Consider the following 22,763-nt stretch of genomic DNA (forward strand, 5'->3'; position numbering starts at 1 on the left):
CGCTTCTCCTACCATCGGGGGCGTGGCAGGCCGTCGACGCGGATGGTTCCGGGCACCCCGGAACAACGAATGGGTGCAGCAGGCCCGGCAGGTACTGACGACCGCATTCCTGGATATGGACCAGCGGCAGACGATTGCCGAGGCCGCCGTCACGGCATCCTCCGCGCTGTTCCCCGAGCGCGGCATGGCCGCGCGCTGGGAACCGGTGCGCGCCCGCTGCTATGACGCCTCGGGCGCCTACCTCGCCCTCAACGACCGCCTGGAACAGGCCGAACGCGAGGACGGCGGCCCGGTCGCCCAGCCCGAGATCGACACCGTCATCCGGAGACTCGCCGACGCCGCGCGCGGGGTCGACGAGTTCTACCGGGGCAATCAGGCCCACCTCGAGCATGCGGTCGCGGTGTACGGCTCGGTGCCGCAACTGGTCTCGCAGGTGCGGGCGCAGGCGGCACAGCTGCGGCAGGCCGCCGACGCCTCACCCCATGCCGCCTATCCCTCGATCCGGCAATGCGCGGCCGCCGTGGATGAGGGACTGCTCACACTCGAGGCCGCGGTGGCCACCGGTGCCGGCGGCGCCGCTCGCGACGCCGCCACCCGGCTCGAGACGCTGAACCGCGACCTGTCCACCGCCCTGGAAGCCGCACCCGGCAAACAGCATTCGGCTACCACCGCCCTCGCCTCCGCCGCCACCCGGCTCGATGCCGCTCGCAACCGCCTGGACCGCATCGCTCCGGCCATGTCGGCGCTGCTGCGGGAATTCGCGGCTGCGTCGTCGAACGATTTGGCCAACAATGAGCGACAAGCCCGGGAGGCCGTCGCGGCCGCCGACGCGGATCTGGCCCGCGCCCGGGCCGCCCTGGCCAACCACGACCCGGAGGACGCGCTCGACCTGACCACCACCGCCCGCGCCCACCTCGCCACCGCCGAGGAGCGCGCCGAGACCGTGACCGATCGGCTCGCCCTGCTGCGCGCGGTCCGCGACCAGCCGGCCGAGCGCGCCAAGGCCGTCCGCTTCAAACTGCGCGACGCGCAGATGCTCGCGGTCAACAAAGGCGTGGTCCCGCAATGGGGTTCGGTGCTCGACGCCCAGGCCGAACGCCTGGATCGCGCGAGCGCGGGCCTGACCGGACGCCACCCCGACTACTGGGCCTACGTGTCCGAACTCGACGCCATCTCCGCGTTCGTCGCCGGAGTGGTCGAGCGCATGCGAAATACCGACAGATAGACCGAAAGTCAGCAGGAGGACGACCGCGACGATGACCGCGATGATCACCAGCGATCCGGATGTCGCCCCGGTCTCCCTGCGGAAACGCTTCCCGCTGCGGCATTTCCGGCAGGTGCCGGGCCCGGAGCTGCGGCGGCTGTTCCACCGGCTGCCCGAACCCTTCGGCGGCTCCGTCGACCGCCACCTGCTGGCCATGGCGCTGGGCGCGACCCTGTACGTGCCCGCCACCCGGCCCGACCTGACCGCCACCATCCTGCGCCGCGCCGAACGCGGCGTGTGCTCGATGGTCATCGACCTCGAGGACGCGGTCGCCGACCACGCCGTCGAAGCCGCGAAATGGCAGGCCGCCCGGACCGTCGACGAACTGGCCGGCAGCGGCGAGGCCTACCCGCTGCTGTTCGTGCGGGTCCGCGACCCGCACGGCATCGGCGAGATCGCCGAGCGGCTCGGGCCCGGGGCGGCGGCGCTCACCGGCTTCGTGCTGCCCAAATTCGACAGCTCCTGCGCGGCCGACTACCTGCACGCGCTGGGCCTGGCCGCACAGTGCCTGGGCCGCACCGTCTTCGGGATGCCGGTGCTGGAATCCCCCGTCCTCGTGCATCGCGAGAGCCGCGACCGCGAACTCCGCCGCATCGGCGCGCTGCTCGCCGAGCACCGCGAACGGATTCTCGCCGTGCGGATCGGGGCCACGGACATGTGCTCCACCTTCGGGATTCGCCGCGACCGTGACCTCACCATCTACGACGTGCGCGTGGTCGCCGACGTGATCGCCGACATCGTCAACTACCTGGGTCGCGCCGACGGCACCGGCTTCACCATCACCGGACCGGTCTGGGAGTACTTCGCCGACCACGCCCGCATGTTCCGGCCGCTGCTGCGCACCTCGCCGTTCGCCGAGGTGGATGCCGTCCCTTTCCGGCAGTCGCTGGTCAGCCGCGATCTGGACGGGCTGCTGCGGGAGATCACCCTGGACCGCGCCAACGGGATCCAGGGCAAGACCGTCATCCACCCCTCGCATGTGGCGGTCGTGCACGCCCTCTCGATCGTCACGCACGAGGAATACGCCGATGCCGTCGACATCCTGAGCACCGCCGCGGGCGGTGTCGCCGCCTCCGAGTACCGGAACAAGATGAACGAAATGCGCCCGCACCGCAGCTGGGCGCACCAGATCATGCTGCGCGCCAAGGTCTTCGGCGTCGCCAATCAAGGAGTCTCCTTCGTGGACCTGCTCAAGGCCCTGGTCGAATCGTGACCGCCGATCCCGTCCTACCCTGGGCCACCCGGCACCTCGGGCTGACCCTCCGGCACACCGATTCGGCACTGCTGGAACCCGATTGGCGCATCGACGCGCTGGTCGAACCCGGCCTGCGCCGCAATCCCCGCCGCGCGCACCTGCTGGTCTCGACCGTGCTGGGGAAGCACCTCCCGACCGACCCGCATCGCGTGCTCGACGCGGGCAACCGGCTCGGCGACCTGGTGCGTGAGCTGCTCACGGGAGCTGCTGCGCCGCAGCCGGATCGGCCGGTCACCGCCGCGGTGGTGCTGGGCTTCGCCGAAACCGCGACCGGACTCGGCCACACCGTGGCGGCTCGTCTCGGCGCGCGCTGCTACCTGCACTCCACCCGCCGCGACGTGCCCACCGCCGAGACCCTCGCCGGTTTCGAGGAGGGTCACTCGCACGCCACCTCCCACCTGCTGCAGCCGATGCCGCCCGCGATCTTCCACAACGACCTGCCCATGGTGCTCGTCGACGACGAGATCTCCACCGGTGCAACCGCTCTGGACGCCATCCTGGCTCTGCATGCGCACACTCCCCGCAGCCACTACATCCTGGCCTCGCTGGTGGACATGCGCACCGAGGCCGACCGCCGCGCCTTCGACACAGCGGCCGCCGGACTCGGCGCCCGCATCGACACCGTCTGCCTGGCCAGCGGCAGCACCAGCCTGCCGGCGGGTCTGATCGAGGCCGTCACCGCGTTGCCCGAACCAGTCCTCAACCCGATCGCGGATCGCACCGGAGCCTGCCGCCGCGTCGAACTGCCCTGGCCGCACCAGGTTCCCGAGGGCGGCCGCCACGGCTTCCTCGACACCGACGCCGCACCCTTCGACACGGCGCTCGACCGCACGGTGGCCGACCTGACGCGGGCGCTCGCGACCATGACCGAGGACTCGGACCCGCGATGCCCGGTGATCGTCATCGCCCACGAAGAACTCATGTACCTGCCGCTGCGCATCGCCGCGGCTCTGGCCGACAGCGGAATCCCCACCCGGTACCAGACCACCACCCGCTCCCCCGCCTATGTCCTGGACGAAGCCGGCTACCCGCTGCGCCGCGGATTCCGTTTCACCGCACCGGAACTCGATGAGGAAGCGCCACGCTACCTGTACAACGCACGCTGGCCCGAAACCCGGCCCGGGCCGGACCCGATCCTGCTCGTCATCATCGACCGCCCTGCGGACACCGAAAAGCTCACGGCTGCTGGTGGACTCGTCGACGTGCTGACCGCGTCGGGCGCGGACGTGCTGCTGGCCGTGCTCCCCGACGCGGACCCACGCGCCCTCGCCGCCGCTCGAGCGGACACTACGAAGATTCCGCCTCATGGCCGGACCGCAGTATCGCCCTCCATCGACCGTCTCGGGACGGAACCCAGCCACCCCCTCGGATTCGAATTCGGTACGGCTCGGCCGGGCGGAGAGCGGCTGCCGGAACCGCTGCGCGGGACCGAATTCGGGTCGTACGCGCCGGACGAGGTGGCGTGGTTGCTCACCGATCTGTCCGGGGTGGCGCTGGAAGCCGATGTGGCGGAACGCGAGCGGCGGATTCAGGCGGGAGTGGCACATTACGCGGAGTCGCTGCCGGTGGAGTATCAGCCGGACGCGGAGTACCGGGAGCTGTTCGAGCGGGTGCTGGCCGAGAGTGCCGAGCGGCTGGCGCTCGCGGTAGCAACGGTGTCGGAGTTGGTGATCGCCGAGCGCGGCAGCGAGGCGGTGCTGGTGTCACTGGCCCGGGCGGGCACGCCGGTGGGGGTGCTCATGCGGCGGTGGCTGGCGGCTCGCGGCATCGAGGTGCCGCACTACGCGGTGTCGATCGTGCGGGATCGGGGGATCGATACGGTCGCACTGGATTACCTTGCCCGGCATCATGATCCGGCGAATATCGTGTTCGTGGACGGGTGGACCGGCAAGGGCGCGATCACCAGGGAGCTCGCCGCCGCGCTGGACGCCTACGCGGCCGCGGGCGGGGCGCGGTTCGACGCCGATCTCGCGGTGCTCGCCGATCCCGGCGGCAGCGTGCGGACCTACGGCACCCGGGACGACTTCCTCATCGCCTCCGCCTGCCTGAATTCGACTGTGTCGGGGCTGGTTTCCCGCACCGTGCTCAATGCCGACCTGATCGGGCCGGGACAGTTCCACGGGGCCAAGTTCTATCGCGAGCTCGCCGATCAGGACGTGTCCAACCACCTGCTGGACGCGGTCAGCGCGTGTTTCGACCGGGTGCGGCCGCTGGTGGACGCCCGGGTCCGGGCCCTGCTGAACGCCGACCGGACGCCCACCTGGGCGGGCTGGGCGTCGGTGGAGAAGGTGCGCGCCGAATACGGGATCTCCAGCGTGAATTTCGTGAAACCCGGTGTGGGAGAGACGACCCGGGTGCTGTTGCGCCGGGTGCCGTGGCGTGTGCTGGTGCGGGATCCGCACGCGGCGGAACACGCCCATATCCGCCTGCTCGCCGCGGCACGCGGCGTGCCGGTCGAGACGGTACCGGATTTGGCGTATGCCTGTATGGGCTTGATCAAGGAAGTGAAGGGGTAGCCGGTGCGGCAGCACGGGATGATGGTGGCGACGGATCTGGATCGCACGGTGATCTACACGCGGGCGGCCTTCGGGAACACCGAACCGGACACGGTGTGCGTGGAACACCATGAGGGACAGCCGCTGTCGTACATGACGGTCGTCGCGGCGCAGCGGCTGAGCAGGCTCGCCTCGGCGGCGGCCGTGGTTCCGGTCACCACCCGCACCATCGAGCAGTACCACCGGGTCCGGCTGCCCGGCGGGCCCCTGTCCTACGCGGTCACCAGCAATGGCGGCACCATCCTGCGCAACGGGCTCCCCGACCGCCGCTGGCGTTCCGCGCTGGACGCGCGGGTGCGCGCCGAATGCGCCACCCTGGTCGAGGTGCGCACCGAACTGCGTGCGCGCGTGGACGAATCCTTCGCGCTGCGCCTGCGCGAGGCCGACGACCTGTTCTGCTACCTGGTGGTGGATCCGCAGCGGGTGCCCGCCGGCTTCCTCGCCGACTGGGACGCCTGGTGCCGCCCGCGCGGCTGGACGGTCTCCCAGCAGGGCCGCAAGATCTACACCATGCCCGCGCCGGTCTGTAAGAGCCGCGCGGTGCAGGAGGTGCGCCGCCGCCTGCTCGACGCCGGCGAACTGCATCCCGAATCGCGCCTGCTGGCCGCGGGCGACGGTGCGCTCGATGCCGAGATGCTGCGCACCGCCGACGTCGCCATCCGGCCCCGCCACGGCGAACTGGAACAGCGGAACTGGAACCACCCGCGCGTGGCCGTCACCGCGGCGTCCGGCATCCGTGCCGCGGAGGAGATCCTCGACTACTTCCTGCGGGTCCGGTCCTGATCAGCGCCAGCCGGCCAGCAGGGTGTTCGCCGCCTCGGTGAGGGCGCGCTGCAGGAACGGGCCGAAACTGACTCGCGCCACGCCGAGTTCGGCGAAGTAGGCGGGCGAACCCTGATCGGGCAGGCCGATGGCATTGACCGGCAACGGCAGTTCCGAGGTCAGCGTGCGCTGCACGTCCGGCTCGTGCCGGCCCACCGGGTACAGCACGTCCGCGCCCGCCTCGGCGGCCAGCCGCAGCCGGGTGAGCGCGCTCTGCAGTCGCTCCTCCGGCGCGCCGGTGTCCGGGCGCAGGAACACGTCGGTGCGGGCGTTGACCACCACGTGCACGCCGGTGGCGTCCGCGGCGGCGCGCAGCTCGGCGACCAGGTCGGCATGCTCCTGCGGGGTGCGCAGCCGCCCGCCCTCGCTGTGCACGGAGTCCTCGAGATTGAAGCCGATCGCGCCCGCCTCGAGCAGGCCCTCGATGATCCGGGAGGGCTTCTCGGCATAGCCGGACTCCAGGTCGACCGACACCGGAATGTCGACGGTGGCGGTGATCTCCCGTACCCGGCCCAGCACCTCGGCGAAGGTCATGCCCTCCTGGTCGGGCTTGCCCATGGAATCGGCCAGCGGGTGGCTGCCGATGGTGAGCGCCCCGAATCCGGCTTCCTGCACCAGCTTCGCGGACCAGGAATCCCAGACCGTCGGCAGGATCACCGGATTCCCGGGCTGGTGCAGGGACAGGAACGTCGTGGCTTTGTCAGCGAGGCTGGTCATGATCTCGATTCTCGGTCAGGGCACGGACTTTGGCGACCGCCCGCGCCGCTTCGGGCCCGGTCGCGCTGACTTCCAGCCGCTGGCCGGGATGCACGCCGAGGGTGAGCACCCGGGTCAGGCTGTCACCCGGGACCGGACCGGTACCGGTGGTGGCATTGCGCAGGGCCACCACCGCGTCGACCTCGCGCAGGGCCGAGACCAGCTCGGCGGCCGGGCGGGCGTGCAGGCCGTGTTCGTTCGTCACCTCGATGATTTCGGTGATCGCCGAATCATCCACAGGCCGCACAGCTGTGGATGACTGTGGATCGCCGGCCGGACCGGTGCCGGCGGAGTCGGCGAGCTGCGCGCGCTTGGCGGCCAGGGCGTTCCCGGCCTCCCACGCGACCGCGTCCAGATCGCCGCCCCCACCGGCCACGGCCAGCGCCGACACCAGGCCCTCGACCAGCGGTCCGGCGGAAAGCCGCACGGCGACGGGGGATTCGAGCAGATCCAGCGCGGTCTCGGCGGACAGCACCGCGCTGCCCAGATCCATCAGCACCAGGACGCCGTCCCCGGAATCGGCGGCGGTGATCGCCTCGGCGACAGCGACGGCGTCGGTACCGAATTCGCTATCGGACAATCCCGCCGCGATCCGGACGGGCACACCCTGATCGGGCAGCAGCCCGGCGGCCAGCGCCACCGCCGCCTCGGCCAGCGCCCGGCTGTGCGAAACCACCACCAGGCCGATCATCGCAGCGCCTGCCCGGCGGCCCGGACCAGCAGCGCCGCACTGGTGGCGCCCGGATCCTGGTGTCCCGCACTGCGTTCGCCCAGATACGAGGCCCGACCCTTGCGCGCGACCAGCGGCGTGGTGGCGTCCCGTCCGGCCTCCGCGGCGTTTACGGCGGCATCGAGAGCCTGCCGTGCCGACCCGCCATCGGCCACCTGCTGCTCGAGGGCGTCGGCCGCGGGTCCCAGCGCGTCCACCATGGTCTTGTCACCGGGCTGGGCCTTGCCGCGCGCGATCACACCGTCCAGCCCGGCCCGGAACGCGCGCGCGAAATCGGCTATATCGGAGCCGCTTTCGATCGCCGCGGCGAAGCGCAGGAAGAACGTCCCGAACAGGGGACCGCTGGCGCCGCCGATGGTGCGGATCAACACCGTGGCGGTCTGCTTGCAGATCTCCCCGGGGCTGCCCGGAGTCGAATCATCGAGCGCCGCAACGGCGGCCGCCATGCCGCGCTGCATATTCGTGCCGTGATCGGCATCGCCGATCGCCGCGTCCAGCGCGGTCAGCTCGGTGGCGTTCTCGTCGACCAGCACCGCGAAATCGCGCACCCACGCGGCCGCGTCCACCGCCGCCATCAGATCCCCCACCGTAGCGCCGGAGTCCGCACGGGCGCGTCCCACAGCGCCGTCAGCTCCTCGTCCAGCCTGGTCAGCGTGATCGAACAGCCCGCCATTTCGAGCGAGGTGATATACGGGCCGACCAGCGATCGCTCGACGTGGATTCCGTGCCCGCGCAGGATCCGCGACACCTCGTCGAACATCACATACAGCTCGATGAGCGGCGTGCCGCCCATCCCGTTGAGGAAGCACAGCACCCGATCACCCTGTGCGAAGGGCAGATCCGCGAGGATCGGCTCCAGCAGCAGCTGCGCCACATCCCGCGCCGGGGCCAGCGGCACCCGCACCCGGCCGGGCTCGCCGTGAATGCCGATGCCGATCTCCATCTCGTACTCGCCCAGCTCGAAGGTCGGATGCCCGACCGCCGGGACCGTGCACGAGGTCAGCGCCATGCCCATGCTGCGCGACCGCGCGTTCACCGCCTCCGCGACGCGCGCCACCTCCGCCAGCGGCCGGCCCTGTTCGGCGGCCGCGCCCGCCATCTTCTCCAGGATCACCGTGGCGCCCACCCCGCGCCGCCCCGCGGTGTACAGGCTGTCCTGTACGGCCACATCGTCGTTCACCACCACCGACAGAATTCCGGTACCGGTCTCGGCGGCCGCCAGCTCGGCGGCCATCTCGAAGTTCATGACATCGCCGGTGTAGTTCTTCACGATGTGCAGCACACCCGCCCCGGCGTCCACCGCGGCGGTGGCGGCCCGGATCTGATCGGGCACCGGCGAGGTGAAGATCTCCCCCGGACAGGCCGCGTCCAGCATGCCGAGCCCGACGAACCCGCCGTGCAGCGGCTCATGACCGGAACCGCCGCCCGAGACCAGGCCCACCTTGCCCGGAACCGGCGCGTCGCCACGCACCACGATGCGCTGTTTCACATCCACCCGCAGTTCGGGATGTGCCGCGGCCAGTCCGCTCAGCGCGGCAGCCACCACCTCGGCCGGATCATTGATGAGCTTCTTCACCGAATTCTCCCCTCGGAAGGCCGGTTCGGTTCCCTGCGAGCCAGACTCGCACCGCCGGTGCGGCTTTGGTGGCGATTCCGGCTAATGCTGTGGCTCGGCCGGCTCCTCCAGCGTGCGGGCCAGCTCGATATCGGTCACCAGCTGCACCATCAGATCCCGCAATTCGCAGTCGGGCAGGTGATCGGCCGCGAACTCGAACGGCTCGGACACGTCCAGCCCGCCCTGGGTGGCGGCCAGGATCACCCAGGGAATCCCCACCTCGGCCACCCCGAGCCGCTCCCGGATCAGGTCGGTGGTGTCGTCCACCAGGTCGGCCCGGGCGGCCACCGCGGCCGTCATCTGCTCGTCCAATTCCGCGCGGCGGCGCTCCAGCAGCCCGGCATCGGCTCCCGCCTCCTGCATGGGCGTGGTACGCACCGACCCGTCCTCGTAGACCTGGAAGCCCTCGTTCACGCAGATGGTGCCCAGCTTCACCTCGGCGTCGGCCAGTTCGGGCAGGGTGCGCAGGCAATCCAGCACCGCGTCCAGGGCCGCCACCAGGCGATCGCGAATATCGCGGCGGCGCACCAGCTCCCGATCGGCGTCCTCCCGCTCGGACAGCACCTGCTCGACCGCACGGCCGATCTGAAAGGCCATGGCGGTGGACTCGGGGGCCCAGCCGCCGCTGGGGACGTACTCGCCACGTTTGGGGGTGATGGTGTCCAGGAAGGCGTTCACGGCATCGAGCAGGTCGCGCAGCTGGTCTCGGGACACGGCGGGGTGCCGGAAGGCTCGCAGATACTGTTCGTGCGCTTCCGCGGGATCGACCTCACCGTCGCTCACCCAGCCGATACTGCCACGCCGTCCGGGCATCCCCGGACACCACCGCAACCACGCCGCGGGTCCGTGTCGCCACGGTCTCGTAGAGTGGCAACGACAGCACCGACAACGAAGGGTCGATCTTGTCCGCAGTTTTGGTGAAGGGCCAGAACGGCCCTCTGAGCGTCCATGATCTGGTGATCAGCGTGCAGGTGGCCGCACCGGCCGACCTGTCCGCACTACTGGTCACCACCGCCGGCACGGTGCGCTCCGATGCCGATTTCGTGTTCTTCAACCAACCCTCCGGGCCCGGTGTGACCCTGCGGCCGGGCCCGCCCGGTCAGCCCGCCGTCCTCGCCGTGTCGCTGGACGCGATTCCCGCTGAGATCGAACAGCTTCGGGCCGTCATCACCCTCGACGACGCCACCGCCAGCTTCGGGCAGCTGTCCGTGCCGGTCGCGCAGGTCAGCGATGCGGCCGGAAACGCGTTGTACGAGTACCGGATCGAGGGTCTCAGCAGCGAATCCATCGTCATCGCACTGGAGTTGTACCGGCGCCAGGGCGGATGGAAGGCCCGCGCCGTCGGACAGGGCTACGCGGGCGGATTCTCCGCGCTGGTCACCGACCACGGCGTCCAGGTGAACGAGGCCCCGCAATCCCCCGCACCGTCCCCGGCCCCGCCGTCCCCGCCCGCCCCGGAGCAGGTCGCGCCCGCGCCGCAGCAATTCACGTCCCCGCCACAGCAATTCGCGCCCGCGCCCGAACAATTCGCGCCCGCGCCGAGCGGATACCCGGCCCCCGCGCCCACCGGCAACTACACGCCGACCGGCGGCTACCCGCCGCCCGCGCCGGGACAGGGTTATCCACAGCCCACCGACCAGTACCCGCCGGCCGGGGGCTACCCGCCGCCCGCGCAATACGCGCCCACCGGCGGCTACCCGCCGCCCGCACCGACCGAGCAGTACCAGCCCACCGGCGGGTACCCGCCGCCGACGGGCACGGGGTATCCGCCTCCGGGACAGTCGTATCCGCCGCCGCCCGCCTTCCAGCAGCCCGTCGGCGACTATCCCCCGCCGGCCGGCGGTTACTCACGGCCGGCGCAGGAGGACCGCGATCTGCCGGCCGGCCACGCCGTCAGCCTGGTCAAGGGCCAGCGCATCAACCTGCGCAAAGAAGGCGGCGGCGCACTGGGTTACGTGAAGATGGGCCTGGGCTGGGATCCGGTCAAGCGCGGCGGCATCTTCGGCAACAAATCCGTCGACGTGGACCTGGACGCCTCGGTGGTGCTCTTCGCCGACCACAGCCCCGTCGATGTCGTCTACTACGGCAGCCTCAACTCCAAGGACGGGGCCATCCGCCACCAGGGCGACAACCTGACCGGCGAGGGCGACGGCGACGACGAGGAGATCATGGTCGATCTCTCCCGCATCCCGGCCCAGGTCACCACGCTGCTGTTCATCGTGACCTCCTACAAGGGCCACACGTTCGAGCAGATCGCCAACGCCTACTGCCGCCTGGTCGACGCCGCCACCAATGCCGAACTCGCCCGCTACACCCTCGCGGGCGGCATGTCCTTCACCGCCATGGCGATGGCCAAGGTGTACCGCCCGGCCCCGGGCGCGGACTGGAAGCTCCAGGCCCTCGGCGAGGGATTCCAGGCCAAGCACCCCGGCGAGGCGGTGCCGCAGCTGGCCCGCTTCCTCTAGGGCGCCGGCATCGGCTGCCTGGGCCGCAGCAACGGCGGCAACCAGGCATGCGAAGGATCCGGGGCGCGGTCGACGATGCCGCCCCCCGGATCGTCGGCGCCGTCGCGGCGCACCGGATCCTCATCCGGACGGTAGATCTGCCGGATCACCAGGACGCACAACGCGATCACCGCCAGATCGCGCAACACCACCGTGCCGGTGAACCACTGCTCGGGCAGGCCCTTGTGGTCCTGGCCCAGGTAATAGAACATGCGCGGCACCCAGACCAGGGCGTCGATCGTCATCCACGCCAACAGGATTCGCCGCTCCGGCAGCGCCAGCACCGCCAGCGGTACCAGCCACAGCGAATACTGCGGGCTCCACACCTTGTTGGTCAGCAGGAAGGCCGCCACCACCAGGAATGCCAACTGCGCCAGCCGCGGCCGGCGCGCCGCGGTCAGCCCGATCCAGCCGATGCCCGCGCAGGCCGCCAGGAACAGCAGCAGCGACACCGCGTTCAGCACCGTGGGCGCCTGCTGCGCGCTCAGTATCCCGTCGAAGCCGGTCCAGCCGGTGAACGAAGTGATCACGTTGTAGACCGAATCCGGGTCGGCATGCCGTTCGGTGTTGAGCCGGAAGAACTCCCACCAGCCGTTCGGATACAGCGCCGCGATGGGCGCGTTCACCGCCAGCCAGGTGATGGCCGCCGCCGCGATGGCCCCGCCCGCCGCGCGCAGCGGGCGGATGCCGCCCCACGCCGCCTCGTCCTCACCGAGTCGCTCGGCGCGGGCGCACAGGATCAGGATCGGCCCCAGCAGCAGCAGCGGATACAGCTTCGCCGCCCCGCCCAGGCCCAGCAGTATGCCCGCCAGCACCGGCCGCCGCCGCGCCCAGGCCAGCAGCCCGCCCGCCGCGAAAGCCGTTGCCAGCGTGTCGAAATTGGTGAACGCGTGCACCAGCACCAGCGGCGACAGCGCCATCAGCGCGGCGTCCCAGACCCGCCGCCCGGCCGTCAATGCCGTCGCCCAGATGGTCACCAGCCAGGCCAGCGACAGTCCGATGGCCACCACATCGAAGTAGATGACCACCTCGAGCGCCTTGTGCCCCGGCAGCGGAGACAGCTTCCACGCCTTGGCGATTCCCATGGACACGTACTGGTACAGGCCCGACAGCACCGGATACTCCATGTACCGGACCTGCGGGCGGCCGTCGGGAAACTCCACCCACTGCTTCTTGTACGGGAAGGCGCCCTCATTGAGATGCTCGGCCCCGTACAGCGGCACGGTGTCGGAGTAGCACATGGCGATGTACTGGCGGCCATTGTTCCAATCCAGGCCCATGAGGCCGTTGGCGTCGGGCCGCTGCTGGATGCAGCCCGCCTTGCCGAACCAGCTGAACGCCAGGAACAGCACCGCGAACGCCATCAGCACCCGCATGGGGGTCCAGAAACGCACCCGGCCGATCACCGCGTGGTCGCCGACCGGCCCGCCGATCAGATCGCAGAGCTGCGCGGTCAGCGTATCGGTGCGACTGGGCTTGTCCCGGTCGTCGGCCGACCGCAGATCGGCCGCCAGCGGTTCCGGCGACTCGTAGACCACATGCGTACCGCGCTGTGCGCCGGCATGTTCCACTCCAGCTGCCTCCCCCGGCTTCAGCGCGTCACCGGCCGGCGCGCCCGAGGCGCCCGGCCGGTGCACCAGTTCCTGCTCGATCACGGCAGCAGGCTACCGAGTCTGCTGCCGTCCGTTGCCGTTGCCGGTCCCATTGCCGTTTCCATAGCCGCCGTTCGGTGCGGTCGTCGGTGTCGAACCGTCGGCCGGCGCCACCGGCTGACCCGGCATCGGACCGGGCCCATTGCCGTTGCCGTTCCCATTGCCATTGCCCGGATCCTGGGTCTCCGGCTGGGATTGCCGCTGGTTCTGCGGATTCGGCGCCAGCCCCGGAACCGGAATCGACCACGGAAGACCCGGAATCGGCATCTGGCTGGTGGTGATCACCGGCGGCGCCACCTGCTGCTCGGTGGTCGAGGGCGCGGTGTACGGCGCCGACCACGACGGCACACCGGCCTGACCGCCGATCACGCCCGGCTTCGGGAAGTTCTCGTTGGGCGTGCCCTTGAGGGCGCCGTCCATGGTGGCCTTCCAGATGTCGGCCGGCAGACCCGAGCCGTAGATCATGCCGCCGCTGGCATTGCGCAGCGCGTCACCCTGATCGGTACCCACCCAGACCGCGGTCGACAGCGACGGGGTGAAGCCCACCATCCAGGCGTCGCGGTTCTCGTTGCTGCCGTCCTTCTGGTTGGTACCGGTCTTGGTGGCCGAGAGGCGGCCGCCGGCGAGCTGGTGGTTGCGCGACCACGCAGCGATGGGTTTCATCGCGTCGGTCACGTTGTCCGCCACCGCCGCCGAGACCCGCTGCTCACCCGCGGTCTCACCGCGATCCAGCAGCACGGTGCCGTCGGAGGCGACGACCTTCTGCACGAAGTGCGGCGCGTGATACATGCCCGAGGCGGCCAGCGTGGCGTACGCGGAGGCCATGTCCAGCGTGCGCACCCGGTACTGGCCCAGCACGATGCCGTTGTTGGGCGGGCTGCCGTCCGGCTCGACCAGCGTCTTGCCCACGCCCGGAATGGTGTCCGGGATACCGAGCTTGTGCGCCATGTCGGCGATCTTCTGCGGGCCGTTGCCGGGCATGTCCAGCTCCATGCGGTAGAAGCTGGTGTTCAGCGAGCGCTTGAGCGCCTCGGCGATGGTGCACATGCCGCACTGCTCGCCCTCGACGTTGGTGATCGTGATGCCGTGCACGGTGACCGGCGAGGAGTCGTACAGCGTCGAGAGCGGCTTGCCCATCTCCAGGTTCTCGGCCAGACCGATCACCTTGAACGAGGAGCCCGGCGGCAGACCCTGATTCGCGTAGTCCAGGCCCTGGCCGTCGGAGCCGCCGTAGTAGGCGCGCACCGCACCGGTCTTCGGATCCACCGACGACAGCGCGGCGCGCAGCTTGTCGGGTTCGCCGTCCATCACCTTGGTGACCGCGTCCACTGCCGCCTGCTGTGCCTTGGGATCGATGGTCGTGGTGATCTGCAGGCCTTCGGTGTTCAGATCGTGCTCGGTGATGCCGGCGGCCTCGAGCTCCTTGAGCACCTGGGTCTTGATCAGGCCTTCCGGACCGGAGTCCAGCGTCTTGTCCTTCTGCGCCTGCACCGCGGGAATCACGGTGGGGTACTGCATGTTCGCGCGGTCCGTCGCGGGCAGGTTACCGCCGTCGACCATGCCGTCCAGCACGTACTTCCAGCGTGCCTGCGCCCCTTGCGGATTCTTCTCCGGATCCAGGTTCGACGGCTGCTGAATGGTCGCGGCCAGCACCGCGCCCTCGGCCACCGACAGGTCCTGGACCTTCTTGTCGAAGTACGCCTTGGATGCCGCGTCGATACCGTAGGCGCCACGGCCGAAGTAGATGGTGTTCAGGTACGCGGCCAGGATCTGATCCTTGGACCACTGCTTGGCCATCTTGGCCGAGATCACCAGCTCGCGCAGTTTTCGGGTCAGCGAGTGCTCGTTACCGACCATCGCGTTCTTCACGTACTGCTGGGTGATCGTCGAACCACCACCGGCGTCGGTGTTGCCGGTGAGCTGACCGACGAACGCGCGGCCGAAGCCCTGAATGGAGAAGCCCGGATTGGTGTAGAAGGACCGGTCCTCCGCGGCGATCACCGCATTGCGCACGTGCGGGGGGATCTGGTCGATCGTGACGTCGGTGCGATTGCCTTCCGGCGGAATGACCTTCGCCAGCACCGACGTGCCGTCGTTCATGAACATGGTGGCCACCTGATTGTTCTTCAGGTCGCCGGGCTGCGGCACGTTCACCGTCGAATACGCGTACAGGAACACCGAACTCGCCAGCCCGAGCACCAGCGCCATGCCGATGTAGACCAGGCGCCGGGCCAGCCGCCAATACGAGGTCTTGCGGGAGCCCTTGCCGCCCTGGCCGCCGCCTCCGCCGGAGCCGCCACCGGGCCGCCGCGGCGGCGGACCCGAGGGGGTGCCGCCCTGCGCGCGCCGGGCCGCGGGCTGCGCGCCCGACGGCGGACGGGTGCGGTCATCGGCCGGGCGCGGCCGGGTCCCGGTGCCCGCGCCGGAGCGCACCGCACGATCGTCGATCCGCTGGGTGCGGTCGGACGTGGCCGCCCGCGAGATGTGATTCGGAACCGCCTGTCGCGCTCCGGTATTCACCCGCTCGTTCGGGCCGGAGTTGGCGGGATTGGGAAACTTGCGTGTCGCATCCGGATTGCCGGGACGCTGGGGCGGCGGCCCGGGACGCCGCGGCGGCTGACCGCCCTGCGGCGCGGGTCCGCGCTGCGGCTGCCCATTGGGTCCGCGCGGCGGCATGCCGCCGGGACCGCCCGCGGGTCCGCGCTGCGGGACGCCATTCCCCGGCGCTGGACGTCCCGCCGGCTGACGTGCCCCAGGCGGCGGTCCTGCCGGTCTCGCTCCACCTCCCTGCGCTTGCGGCGGGTAGCCGCCGGGGCCGGGTTGCGAACCGCCACGGGGGCGGCCGCCGTGCGGTCCGTCGTCATAGGGCGATGTCACAGCCTGGCTCTCCAATAACTAGGTCGATACGGTCCGGGTGGCTCGATGCGGTCACGCGCGTGCACCGCGGCGGGCAGGCTCCTGCCCGCTGTTCAGCAGTCGACGTGGCCTCTCACTCGGCGGCCGTGCGCCTGGCGCTGGTGCGCCGGCGGCGTGTCGGCGCCGGGGCCAGCCCCAGCACATAGGACTGCACCAGATGGTTCCAACTACAGGTCCGGCACACCTCGACCACATGCACCGAGAACTCTTCCCGAGTCTCGGCCAACCGGACCAGTTCCTCCGGCGTGCGGGCGGAGCCCGCCACGGGACCGAGCCCATCGCCGTAGACCCACGATACGAGAGTCAGCTGCTCCTTCCTGCAGATAGGGCATGTGACCTCGCTCCCCCGCCCATGGAACTTCGCCGCACGCAATAGGTACGGATTCGCATCGCACACTTCGGCGACGTCCACCCGGCCCGCGTAGACGTCGGCCAGCAGGGACCGGCGCCGGAGCGCATAGTCCACCACCTGCCGCTGTATTCGCACGGGACCCAGAGTACTTGCGGGGCCCCGGAGCCCGCACGCGCTGTTCCGCCTCCCCGGAACTGGCGCGTGCAAAATATATCGGCGCGATATAGTTTGGAACTGCATCCATCGGTTAGATCTGAACAGAACAGTCAGGAGGTGAAGCCCGTGCTCGAGTTGGCAATCCTCGGGCTGCTCCTCGAATCACCGATGCACGGCTACGAGTTGCGCAAGCGGCTCACCGGTCTGCTGGGCCCGTTCCGGGCCTTCTCCTACGGGTCGCTGTATCCGACCCTGCGGCGCATGCAGTCCGACGGCCTCATCGCGGAGGAGAGTCCGCAGGGCTTGGCAACACGCCGTGCGCGGCGGGTCTACAACCTGACCGACACCGGGCGGGAGCGGTTCGCCGAACTGCTCGCCGACACCGGACCACAGAACTACACCGACGACGGCTTCGGCGTTCATCTGGCCTTCTTCGGCCGCACCCCCGCGGAAGCGCGGATGCGAATCCTGGAGGGACGGCGGAGGCAGGTCGAGGAGCGCCGAGAAGGACTGCGGGAAGCGATAAAACGCGCCAGCGGGCAACTGGACCGCTATACCCGCCAGCTCCATCAACTAGGTCTCGAATCAAGCGAGCGCGAAGTGCGCTGGCTCAACGAGTTGATTGCTGCGGAGCAATCGACGAAGGCGGCACCACAGAAAGAGGGAAATATCGGCCATGAGTGAGATCAACACCGAAGTTCGGGTGGCCATCGTCGGCGTGGGTAACTGCGCATCTTCCCTGGTTCAGGGCGTGCAGTACTACAAGGACGCGGACGAGAATTCGACCGTTCCCGGGCTCATGCATGTGAAGTTCGGTCCCTACCACGTCCGCGACGTGAAGTTCGTCGCCGCGTTCGATGTCGACGCCAAGAAGGTCGGCTTCGACCTGTCCGACGCGATCTTCGCCAGCGAGAACAACACCATCAAGATCTCCGACGTGCCGCCGTCGGGCATCACCGTGCAGCGCGGTCCGACGCTGGACGGCATCGGCAAGTACTACGCGCAGACCATCGAGCTGTCCGAGGCCGAGCCGGTCGACGTAGTCAAGGCGCTGAAGGATGCCAAGGTCGACGTCCTCGTCTCCTATCTCCCGGTCGGTTCCGAAGAGGCCGACAAGTTCTACGCCCAGTGCGCCATCGACGCAGGTGTGGCCTTCGTCAACGCGCTGCCGGTGTTCATCGCCTCCGACCCGGTGTGGGCCCAGAAGTTCGTCGACGCCGGCGTGCCGATCGTCGGTGACGACATCAAGTCCCAGGTCGGCGCGACCATCACCCACCGCGTGATGGCCAAGCTGTTCGAGGACCGCGGCGTCGTGCTGGACCGCACCTACCAGCTCAATGTCGGCGGCAACATGGACTTCAAGAACATGCTCGAGCGCGAGCGGCTGGAGTCGAAGAAGGTCTCCAAGACCCAGGCCGTGACCTCCAACCTCGAGGGCCCGCTCTCGGGCAAGGTGTACGACCGCAACGTGCACATCGGCCCGTCGGACTACGTCGAGTGGCTCGACGACCGCAAGTGGGCCTACGTCCGGCTCGAGGGTCGCGCCTTCGGTGACGTGCCGCTGAACCTGGAGTACAAGCTCGAGGTGTGGGACTCGCCGAACTCGGCCGGCATCATCATCGACGCCGTGCGCGCGGCCAAGATCGCCCGCGACCGCGGCATCGGCGGCCCGGTCCTCCCGGCTTCGGCCTATCTGATGAAGTCCCCGCCGAAGCAGCTCGCCGACGACGTCGCCCGGGCCCAGCTCGAGGCGTTCATCATCGGGGCCGAGTAGGAACCCGGCAACGCAAAGGGCGGCATCGCGAATCGCGATGCCGCCCTTCGTCGTTCGATGTCAGTCGAGGGAGACGTAGACCTCGACCGAGGTGGGGCCGGTGTAGCGCTCGATCTCCGCGGTGTGGGAGCGGGTGATGGTGCCCGCGTTCTCGGCCTTGGCGACCTTCGCCCACGCGGTGCGCAGCAGGTCGTAAGGCTTGTCGGAGACAACGAATTTCGCGTAGCGGCCCGACGGGATGCGGGTCATCACATCGCCGGTGTCGAGGTCGGCCATGCTCGAAAGCTCGTATCCCAGAACGGCAACCGCGTGGTCGTTCTGGCCGATGTAGGCCGCGACGCGTTCGACGCTCTTCTCGCGGGCCAGGTAGCGGTCCCAGGTGAAGTTGACCAGGTCCAGGTCGCGGGCGGTGACCTCACGGCCCGCCAGGGGAATGGTCAGCCCGCCGACCAGGAACTCATCCAGGGTGACGATTTCGAAGTCCACAGCTCCCCTACCCCTCCGCGCTCAGATCGAGCGCGACGAAAACCTCCACCGTCCGGTTGTCCGGATAGTGCTCGAAATCCCCGGTGTAGGCGCGGACCAGGGTGCCGGCCGCCTCGAGGTCCCAGACCGTGCGCCAGATCGACACGATGGTGTCGCCGAGATTGTCGCCAGTGCGATTGAAGCGGGCGAATTTTCCGGCCGGGATACGGGCGAGTACATCGCCGGGCAAAAGGTCGTCCGCCTTGTTGCATTCGTAGCCCACGATATGTGTCAGATACGAACCGATCTCGGGTGCGTGATCCACATAGGCGGTCGCCGGCGGGCCGGGCAGATCGCGTGCCAGATTACGTTTCCAAGCCTCCTCGACCTTCGCGCGGCGCGGCCCTTCGACCGCGAGTGCCGGACTGCGTAGCACTGTTCCGGCTACCAGCGTTTCGTGGCGTTCAACGACATTGAATTCCACCGGCGTCGCCCCTATGTCTCGTGCTGTCTCCGACCCCACCCTGCTCCCAACCCGCATCCTGCCACCGGCATTCGGAGTCGCTGAATCCGGTGGCGGCTTCCACAATATCCGCGGCCGCGCGGAGATGGGCAAGGAGGCGCGAAACATGATCAACGGGACGCCTGCGACCCCGGCGCGATGCCTCGCAGGCGTATGCCAGGGGCGCAATTTATTTCGTGGCGGTCGGGGCGGCGGGGGAGCCTAGCCCGGGACGGGGAGGCTGAGGCCTGGGAAGACTTCCACCTGTTTGGGGGTGGGAGCTGGGGGGATGACGAGGACCGGCTGTTGCTGGGGGGACGGGGTGGGTGGGTTGAGGATGTCGTAATCGCCGTTGCCGGGGGGTGTTCCGGAGGGCGGGTCGGGGGGCTGGTTGGGGATCAGGTTGCCGGGGGGTGAGGTGGGGTTGGGGAATTGGTCGATGGGGGTGCCGTCGAGGGCGGCGTCCATGGTTTGTTTCCACAGGTCGGCGGGGAGGCCGGCGCCGTAGATGGGGGCGCCGCGGGCGGTGCGGATGGGCTGGGACTGTTCGGTTCCCATCCAGACGGCGGTGGAGAGGGTGGGGGTGTAGCCGACCATCCAGGCGTCCTTGTTCTGGCCGGTGTCGCCGAGTTGGGTGGTGCCGGTCTTGGCGGCCGAGGGGCGGCCGCCGGCCAGGGTGTGGCCGTTGGAGTAGGCGGCGATGGGGAGCATGGCCTGGGTCACGGTGTCGGCGATCGAGGACTGGATGCGCTGTTCGGGTTTGTTCGGGTCGGCGCCGCGGTCGAGGAGGACGCGGCCGTCGCCGGTCACCACCTTCTGGACGAAATAGGGGGCGCGGTAGGTGCCGGAGGCGGCGAGGGTGGCGTAGGCCGAGGCCATGTCGATGGGGCGCACCGAGTAGGCGCCCAGCACGATGGCGGGCAGCGGCGGGCCGCCGCCGTCCTCGGCGAGTGTCTTGCCGGGCACGCCCGGGATCTGGTCGGGGATGCCGGCCTGATGTGCCGCGTTCGCAATGGCTTTCGGGCCCTCGAACAGGGATTGGGCCAGCCGGTAGAAGCTGGTGTTGAGGGAGCGCTTGAACGCTTCGCCGAGCGAGCAGATGCCGCAGGACTCGCCGTCCACATTCGAGATCTTCTCCCCATTGACGGTCAGGGGTGTGCTGTCGAGCCGGTACGACAGGGAAATGCCCTGCTCGAGTGCGGCCAGCACGGCGAAAGTCTTGAAGGCCGAACCGGTTTGCAGCGGGGCCTGCGCGAAATCGAAGCCGGTGCCGTCGGGTCCGCCGTAGTAGGCGCGCACCGCCCCCGAGCGCGGGTCGATCGACACCACGGCGGTGCGCAGTTCGCCCGGCTGCCCGCTCAGCACCTTGCCGACCGCGTTCAGCGTGGCCTGCTGTGCTTTCGCGTCGATCGTCGTGATGATCTGCAGCGCACCGGTATTCAGCTCGCGTTCGCTGACGCCGGAGGCGCGTAGTTCGCGCAGGACCTGCGCGCGGATCAGCCCCTCGGGGCCGCGCGGGGTGCTGTCGTCCACCTGGGCGCCCGGGACGATGGCCGGAAACTGGGTGGCGGCGCGGTCATTGCGGTTCAGTACTCCCATCTCGACCATGCCGTCGAGGACGTATCCCCAGCGCGCGCGCAGCTGATCGAGGTGGGTCTCCGGATCCAGCAGCGAGGGGGTGCGGATCACCGAGGCCAGGACCGCGCCCTCGGCCAGGGTCAGTTCGGGCGCGGGTTTGCCGAAGTACGCCTTGGCCGCGGCCGAGATGCCGTAGGCGCCGCGACCGTAGTAGATGGTGTTGAGGTAGGCCGCGAGGATGTCGTCCTTGCTCCATTCGCGGGCCATCTTCGCGGAGATGATGAGTTCGCGCATCTTGCGGCTCAGCGTGCGTTCCGAGGTCAGGAAGGCGTTCTTCACATACTGCTGGGTAATGGTGGAGCCGCCGCCCGCGTCGTCGCGGCCGAGCAGGTTGTCGCGGGCCGCGCGCAAGAAAGCGGATGTGGAGAAGCCCGGATTGCGATAGAAGTCGCGGTCCTCGGCCGACAGCACGGCCTGGCGCACCGGCGGCGGCACGTCGGTCAGCGGCACAGGCACCCGATTTCCTTGCGGCGGAACGACCTTCGCGATCACCGTGGTGCCGTCGGAGCCGAGGATGGTGGCGATCTGGTTGGTCTGCACCGTATCCGGGTCCGGGATCTCGGCGCTCCAGTAGGCGATGCCCAGCAGGGTGGCCGGCATGATCACCAGGACCAGGAACAGCGCCAGCAGCAGCCGCCGGATGCGCTGCCCGCGGGTGCGAGGCGGTTTCGGCGCGGGTTCGGGCTGGTCGGGACCCCGGGGCGGTTTCGGGCGCCGCCGGGGCCGGCTGTGCGGGTGGGGACGTTGCCGATGCGCGGCCGCGGTGGCCAGCTCGTCCCACCCTGCGGTGCCGGTCGAGCTCACGAGCATCTCCTTCCGGAGCGTCGACAAAGCTTTCGAGACGCCCGCGACCACCCCGCGCGGCGGGACCAATGCTAATCGACGCGCCCGGACGGAGCGGGTAAGTGATTCGGGGACAACGGCCCCGAACCACCTACCCGGACACTCAGCTCTTGACGCCGCCGGCGGTGAGTCCGGAGATGATGCGGCGCTGGAACAGCAGCACCATGATGACCAGCGGGATGGTGACGATGGTGCCCGCGGCCATGATCGCGGTGTACGGCGGCACCAGCGGATCGTTGCCGGAGAACCGGGCGATCGCCTTGGTCACGGGTTCGGTCTTGTCGCTGGAGAGCAGGGAGGCCAGCAGGTACTCGTTGACCGCGGCGATGAACGCCAGGATCGCGGTGGTGAACACCGCGGGCGCGGCCAGCGGCAGCATGATCAGCCGGAACGCCTGGAAGCGGGACGCGCCGTCGATGCGGGCGGCCTCCTCCAATTCCCATGGCAGTTCGGCGAAGAACGAGGCCAGGATGTACACGGTCATGGGCAGCACGAACGAGATGTTCGGGATGATCATGGCCTGGTACTGGCCGATCCAGCCGATATTGGTGAACAGCTGGAACAGCGGCGTCACCAGCACGACGGCCGGGAACATGGAGGCCGAGAGGACCAGCCCGGACACCAGGTACTTGCCCTTGAAGGTCAGCCGCGCCAGCGCGTAGGCCGCCATCACGCCGAGGACCAGCGCGGCCGCCGTGGTGGCGCTGCCGATGATCACACTGTTGGCCAGGGCCCGGCCGAAGTTGTTGCCGCGGCTGGTGTCGAAGGCGTTGCGGAAGTTCTCGAGCGTGACGTGGGTGGGCCACGGGGTGTTGTCGAAGGTGTAGGCCGGATCGCGCAGGGCGGTGACGACCATCCAGTAGAAGGGGCCGAGCCCCCACACCAGCACGATCAGCGCGCCCACGTACACGCGCCCGGAGGACAGGCGTTTCGTCCACGAAACCGACTGCCGGATCGGCCTTTT

General features: G+C 69.6%; 19 protein-coding genes. 7 read left to right on the forward strand and 12 right to left on the reverse strand.

The window, feature by feature from the left end; translation table 11 throughout:
• Positions 1-22: 22 nt before the first annotated feature.
• From ABZV44_RS25500 to ABZV44_RS25515, 4 genes are read left to right on the forward strand one after another with little or no spacing between them, the layout of a single operon-like run.
• The gene (locus ABZV44_RS25500) at positions 23-1,225 is read left to right on the forward strand and encodes a hypothetical protein (RefSeq protein WP_354841017.1); all 1,203 of its coding nucleotides are present in this window, start codon (positions 23-25) and stop codon (positions 1,223-1,225) included.
• 40 nt (positions 1,226-1,265) lie between these two features.
• A complete protein-coding gene (locus tag ABZV44_RS25505; protein ID WP_354841323.1) occupies positions 1,266-2,477 on the forward strand; it encodes an HpcH/HpaI aldolase/citrate lyase family protein in 1,212 nt (403 codons plus the stop codon).
• A complete protein-coding gene (locus tag ABZV44_RS25510) occupies positions 2,474-5,035 on the forward strand; it encodes a phosphoribosyltransferase (protein ID WP_354841020.1) in 2,562 nt (853 codons plus the stop codon). The genes ABZV44_RS25505 and ABZV44_RS25510 overlap by 4 nt, the downstream gene beginning before the upstream one ends.
• 18 nt (positions 5,036-5,053) lie before the next feature.
• Complete coding sequence (locus ABZV44_RS25515) at positions 5,054-5,857, forward strand: HAD family hydrolase (RefSeq protein ID WP_354841326.1); 804 nt, start codon at positions 5,054-5,056, stop codon at positions 5,855-5,857.
• Here the strand turns inward: ABZV44_RS25515 and ABZV44_RS25520 are convergent, their stop codons facing one another.
• The 5 genes from ABZV44_RS25520 to ABZV44_RS25540 all read right to left on the reverse strand — a co-directional run bounded on the left by ABZV44_RS25520 (position 5,858) and on the right by ABZV44_RS25540 (position 9,780).
• A complete protein-coding gene (locus tag ABZV44_RS25520) occupies positions 5,858-6,616 on the reverse strand; it encodes an isocitrate lyase/phosphoenolpyruvate mutase family protein (protein ID WP_354841329.1) in 759 nt (252 codons plus the stop codon). It abuts the gene before it with no gap.
• Complete coding sequence (dhaM, locus tag ABZV44_RS25525; protein WP_354841023.1) at positions 6,597-7,343, reverse strand: dihydroxyacetone kinase phosphoryl donor subunit DhaM; 747 nt, start codon at positions 7,341-7,343, stop codon at positions 6,597-6,599. The genes ABZV44_RS25520 and dhaM overlap by 20 nt, the downstream gene beginning before the upstream one ends.
• The gene (dhaL, locus tag ABZV44_RS25530) at positions 7,340-7,957 is read right to left on the reverse strand and encodes a dihydroxyacetone kinase subunit DhaL (protein WP_354841332.1); all 618 of its coding nucleotides are present in this window, start codon (positions 7,955-7,957) and stop codon (positions 7,340-7,342) included. Before dhaL ends, dhaM begins: the two co-directional genes overlap by 4 nt.
• Positions 7,957-8,958, reverse strand: coding sequence for a dihydroxyacetone kinase subunit DhaK (gene dhaK / locus ABZV44_RS25535; RefSeq protein WP_354841026.1), 1,002 nt, complete (start codon positions 8,956-8,958; stop codon positions 7,957-7,959). The genes dhaL and dhaK overlap by 1 nt, the downstream gene beginning before the upstream one ends.
• An 81-nt stretch (positions 8,959-9,039) precedes the next feature.
• Positions 9,040-9,780 (reverse strand): hypothetical protein, encoded by a 741-nt coding sequence (locus ABZV44_RS25540; protein ID WP_354841029.1) that lies wholly within the window; start codon positions 9,778-9,780, stop codon positions 9,040-9,042.
• A gap of 119 nt (positions 9,781-9,899) precedes the next feature.
• Here ABZV44_RS25540 and ABZV44_RS25545 point away from each other — a divergent pair, with 119 nt between their 5' ends.
• The gene (locus ABZV44_RS25545) at positions 9,900-11,462 is read left to right on the forward strand and encodes a TerD family protein (RefSeq protein WP_354841031.1); all 1,563 of its coding nucleotides are present in this window, start codon (positions 9,900-9,902) and stop codon (positions 11,460-11,462) included.
• Here the strand turns inward: ABZV44_RS25545 and ABZV44_RS25550 are convergent.
• From ABZV44_RS25550 to ABZV44_RS25560, 3 genes are all read right to left on the reverse strand, one after another.
• On the reverse strand, positions 11,459-13,039 hold the full coding sequence (locus ABZV44_RS25550; protein ID WP_354841335.1) for a glycosyltransferase 87 family protein: 1,581 nt from the start codon (positions 13,037-13,039) through the stop codon (positions 11,459-11,461). The two genes, ABZV44_RS25545 and ABZV44_RS25550, sit on opposite strands and share 4 nt — an antisense overlap.
• A gap of 126 nt (positions 13,040-13,165) precedes the next feature.
• Positions 13,166-15,361 carry a transglycosylase domain-containing protein gene (locus ABZV44_RS25555; RefSeq protein WP_354841338.1) on the reverse strand — a complete coding sequence of 732 codons (2,196 nt, stop codon included), beginning with the start codon at positions 15,359-15,361 and terminating at the stop codon, positions 13,166-13,168.
• A gap of 781 nt (positions 15,362-16,142) precedes the next feature.
• Positions 16,143-16,556, reverse strand: a complete 414-nt coding sequence (locus ABZV44_RS25560; protein ID WP_354841034.1) for a DUF5318 domain-containing protein — start codon at positions 16,554-16,556, stop codon at positions 16,143-16,145.
• Between the two features lie 147 nt (positions 16,557-16,703).
• Here ABZV44_RS25560 and ABZV44_RS25565 point away from each other — a divergent pair, with 147 nt between their 5' ends.
• Both ABZV44_RS25565 and ABZV44_RS25570 read left to right on the forward strand, forming a co-directional pair.
• On the forward strand, positions 16,704-17,261 hold the full coding sequence (locus ABZV44_RS25565) for a PadR family transcriptional regulator (protein ID WP_040862623.1): 558 nt from the start codon (positions 16,704-16,706) through the stop codon (positions 17,259-17,261).
• Positions 17,254-18,351: an inositol-3-phosphate synthase gene (locus ABZV44_RS25570; RefSeq protein WP_354841037.1), complete on the forward strand. Its 1,098-nt coding sequence runs from the start codon at positions 17,254-17,256 to the stop codon at positions 18,349-18,351. Before ABZV44_RS25565 ends, ABZV44_RS25570 begins: the two co-directional genes overlap by 8 nt.
• Before the next feature lie 60 nt (positions 18,352-18,411).
• On the opposite strand, the gene ABZV44_RS25575 is transcribed toward ABZV44_RS25570, so the two are convergent.
• The 4 genes from ABZV44_RS25575 to ABZV44_RS25590 all read right to left on the reverse strand — a co-directional run bounded on the left by ABZV44_RS25575 (position 18,412) and on the right by ABZV44_RS25590 (position 22,724).
• Positions 18,412-18,837, reverse strand: a complete 426-nt coding sequence (locus ABZV44_RS25575; protein ID WP_354841040.1) for a GyrI-like domain-containing protein — start codon at positions 18,835-18,837, stop codon at positions 18,412-18,414.
• 7 nt (positions 18,838-18,844) lie between these two features.
• Positions 18,845-19,300 carry an effector binding domain-containing protein gene (locus ABZV44_RS25580; protein WP_354841042.1) on the reverse strand — a complete coding sequence of 152 codons (456 nt, stop codon included), beginning with the start codon at positions 19,298-19,300 and terminating at the stop codon, positions 18,845-18,847.
• A gap of 240 nt (positions 19,301-19,540) precedes the next feature.
• Entirely contained in the window at positions 19,541-21,760 is a 2,220-nt protein-coding gene (locus ABZV44_RS25585) for a transglycosylase domain-containing protein (protein ID WP_354841045.1), read from the reverse strand.
• A gap of 142 nt (positions 21,761-21,902) precedes the next feature.
• A complete protein-coding gene (locus ABZV44_RS25590) occupies positions 21,903-22,724 on the reverse strand; it encodes a carbohydrate ABC transporter permease (protein WP_354841340.1) in 822 nt (273 codons plus the stop codon).
• Between the last annotated feature and the right edge of the window lie 39 nt (positions 22,725-22,763).

The organism is Nocardia sp. NPDC004860 (assembly GCF_040609015.1).
Lineage (GTDB): Bacteria > Actinomycetota > Actinomycetes > Mycobacteriales > Mycobacteriaceae > Nocardia.

What these genes read in the sequence shown, in the direction of transcription:
- ABZV44_RS25570 (WP_354841037.1), top strand. Translation starts at nt 17,254, where the DNA reads ATGAGTGAGATCAACACCGAAGTTCGGGTGGCCATCGTCGGCGTGGGT.
- ABZV44_RS25505 (WP_354841323.1), top strand. Translation starts at nt 1,266, where the DNA reads ATGATCACCAGCGATCCGGATGTCGCCCCGGTCTCCCTGCGGAAACGC.
- dhaL (WP_354841332.1), bottom strand. Translation starts at nt 7,957, where the DNA reads ATGGCGGCGGTGGACGCGGCCGCGTGGGTGCGCGATTTCGCGGTGCTG.
- ABZV44_RS25515 (WP_354841326.1), top strand. Translation starts at nt 5,054, where the DNA reads ATGATGGTGGCGACGGATCTGGATCGCACGGTGATCTACACGCGGGCG.
- dhaM (WP_354841023.1), bottom strand. Translation starts at nt 7,343, where the DNA reads ATGATCGGCCTGGTGGTGGTTTCGCACAGCCGGGCGCTGGCCGAGGCG.
- ABZV44_RS25555 (WP_354841338.1), bottom strand. Translation starts at nt 15,361, where the DNA reads ATGGCGCTGGTGCTCGGGCTGGCGAGTTCGGTGTTCCTGTACGCGTAT.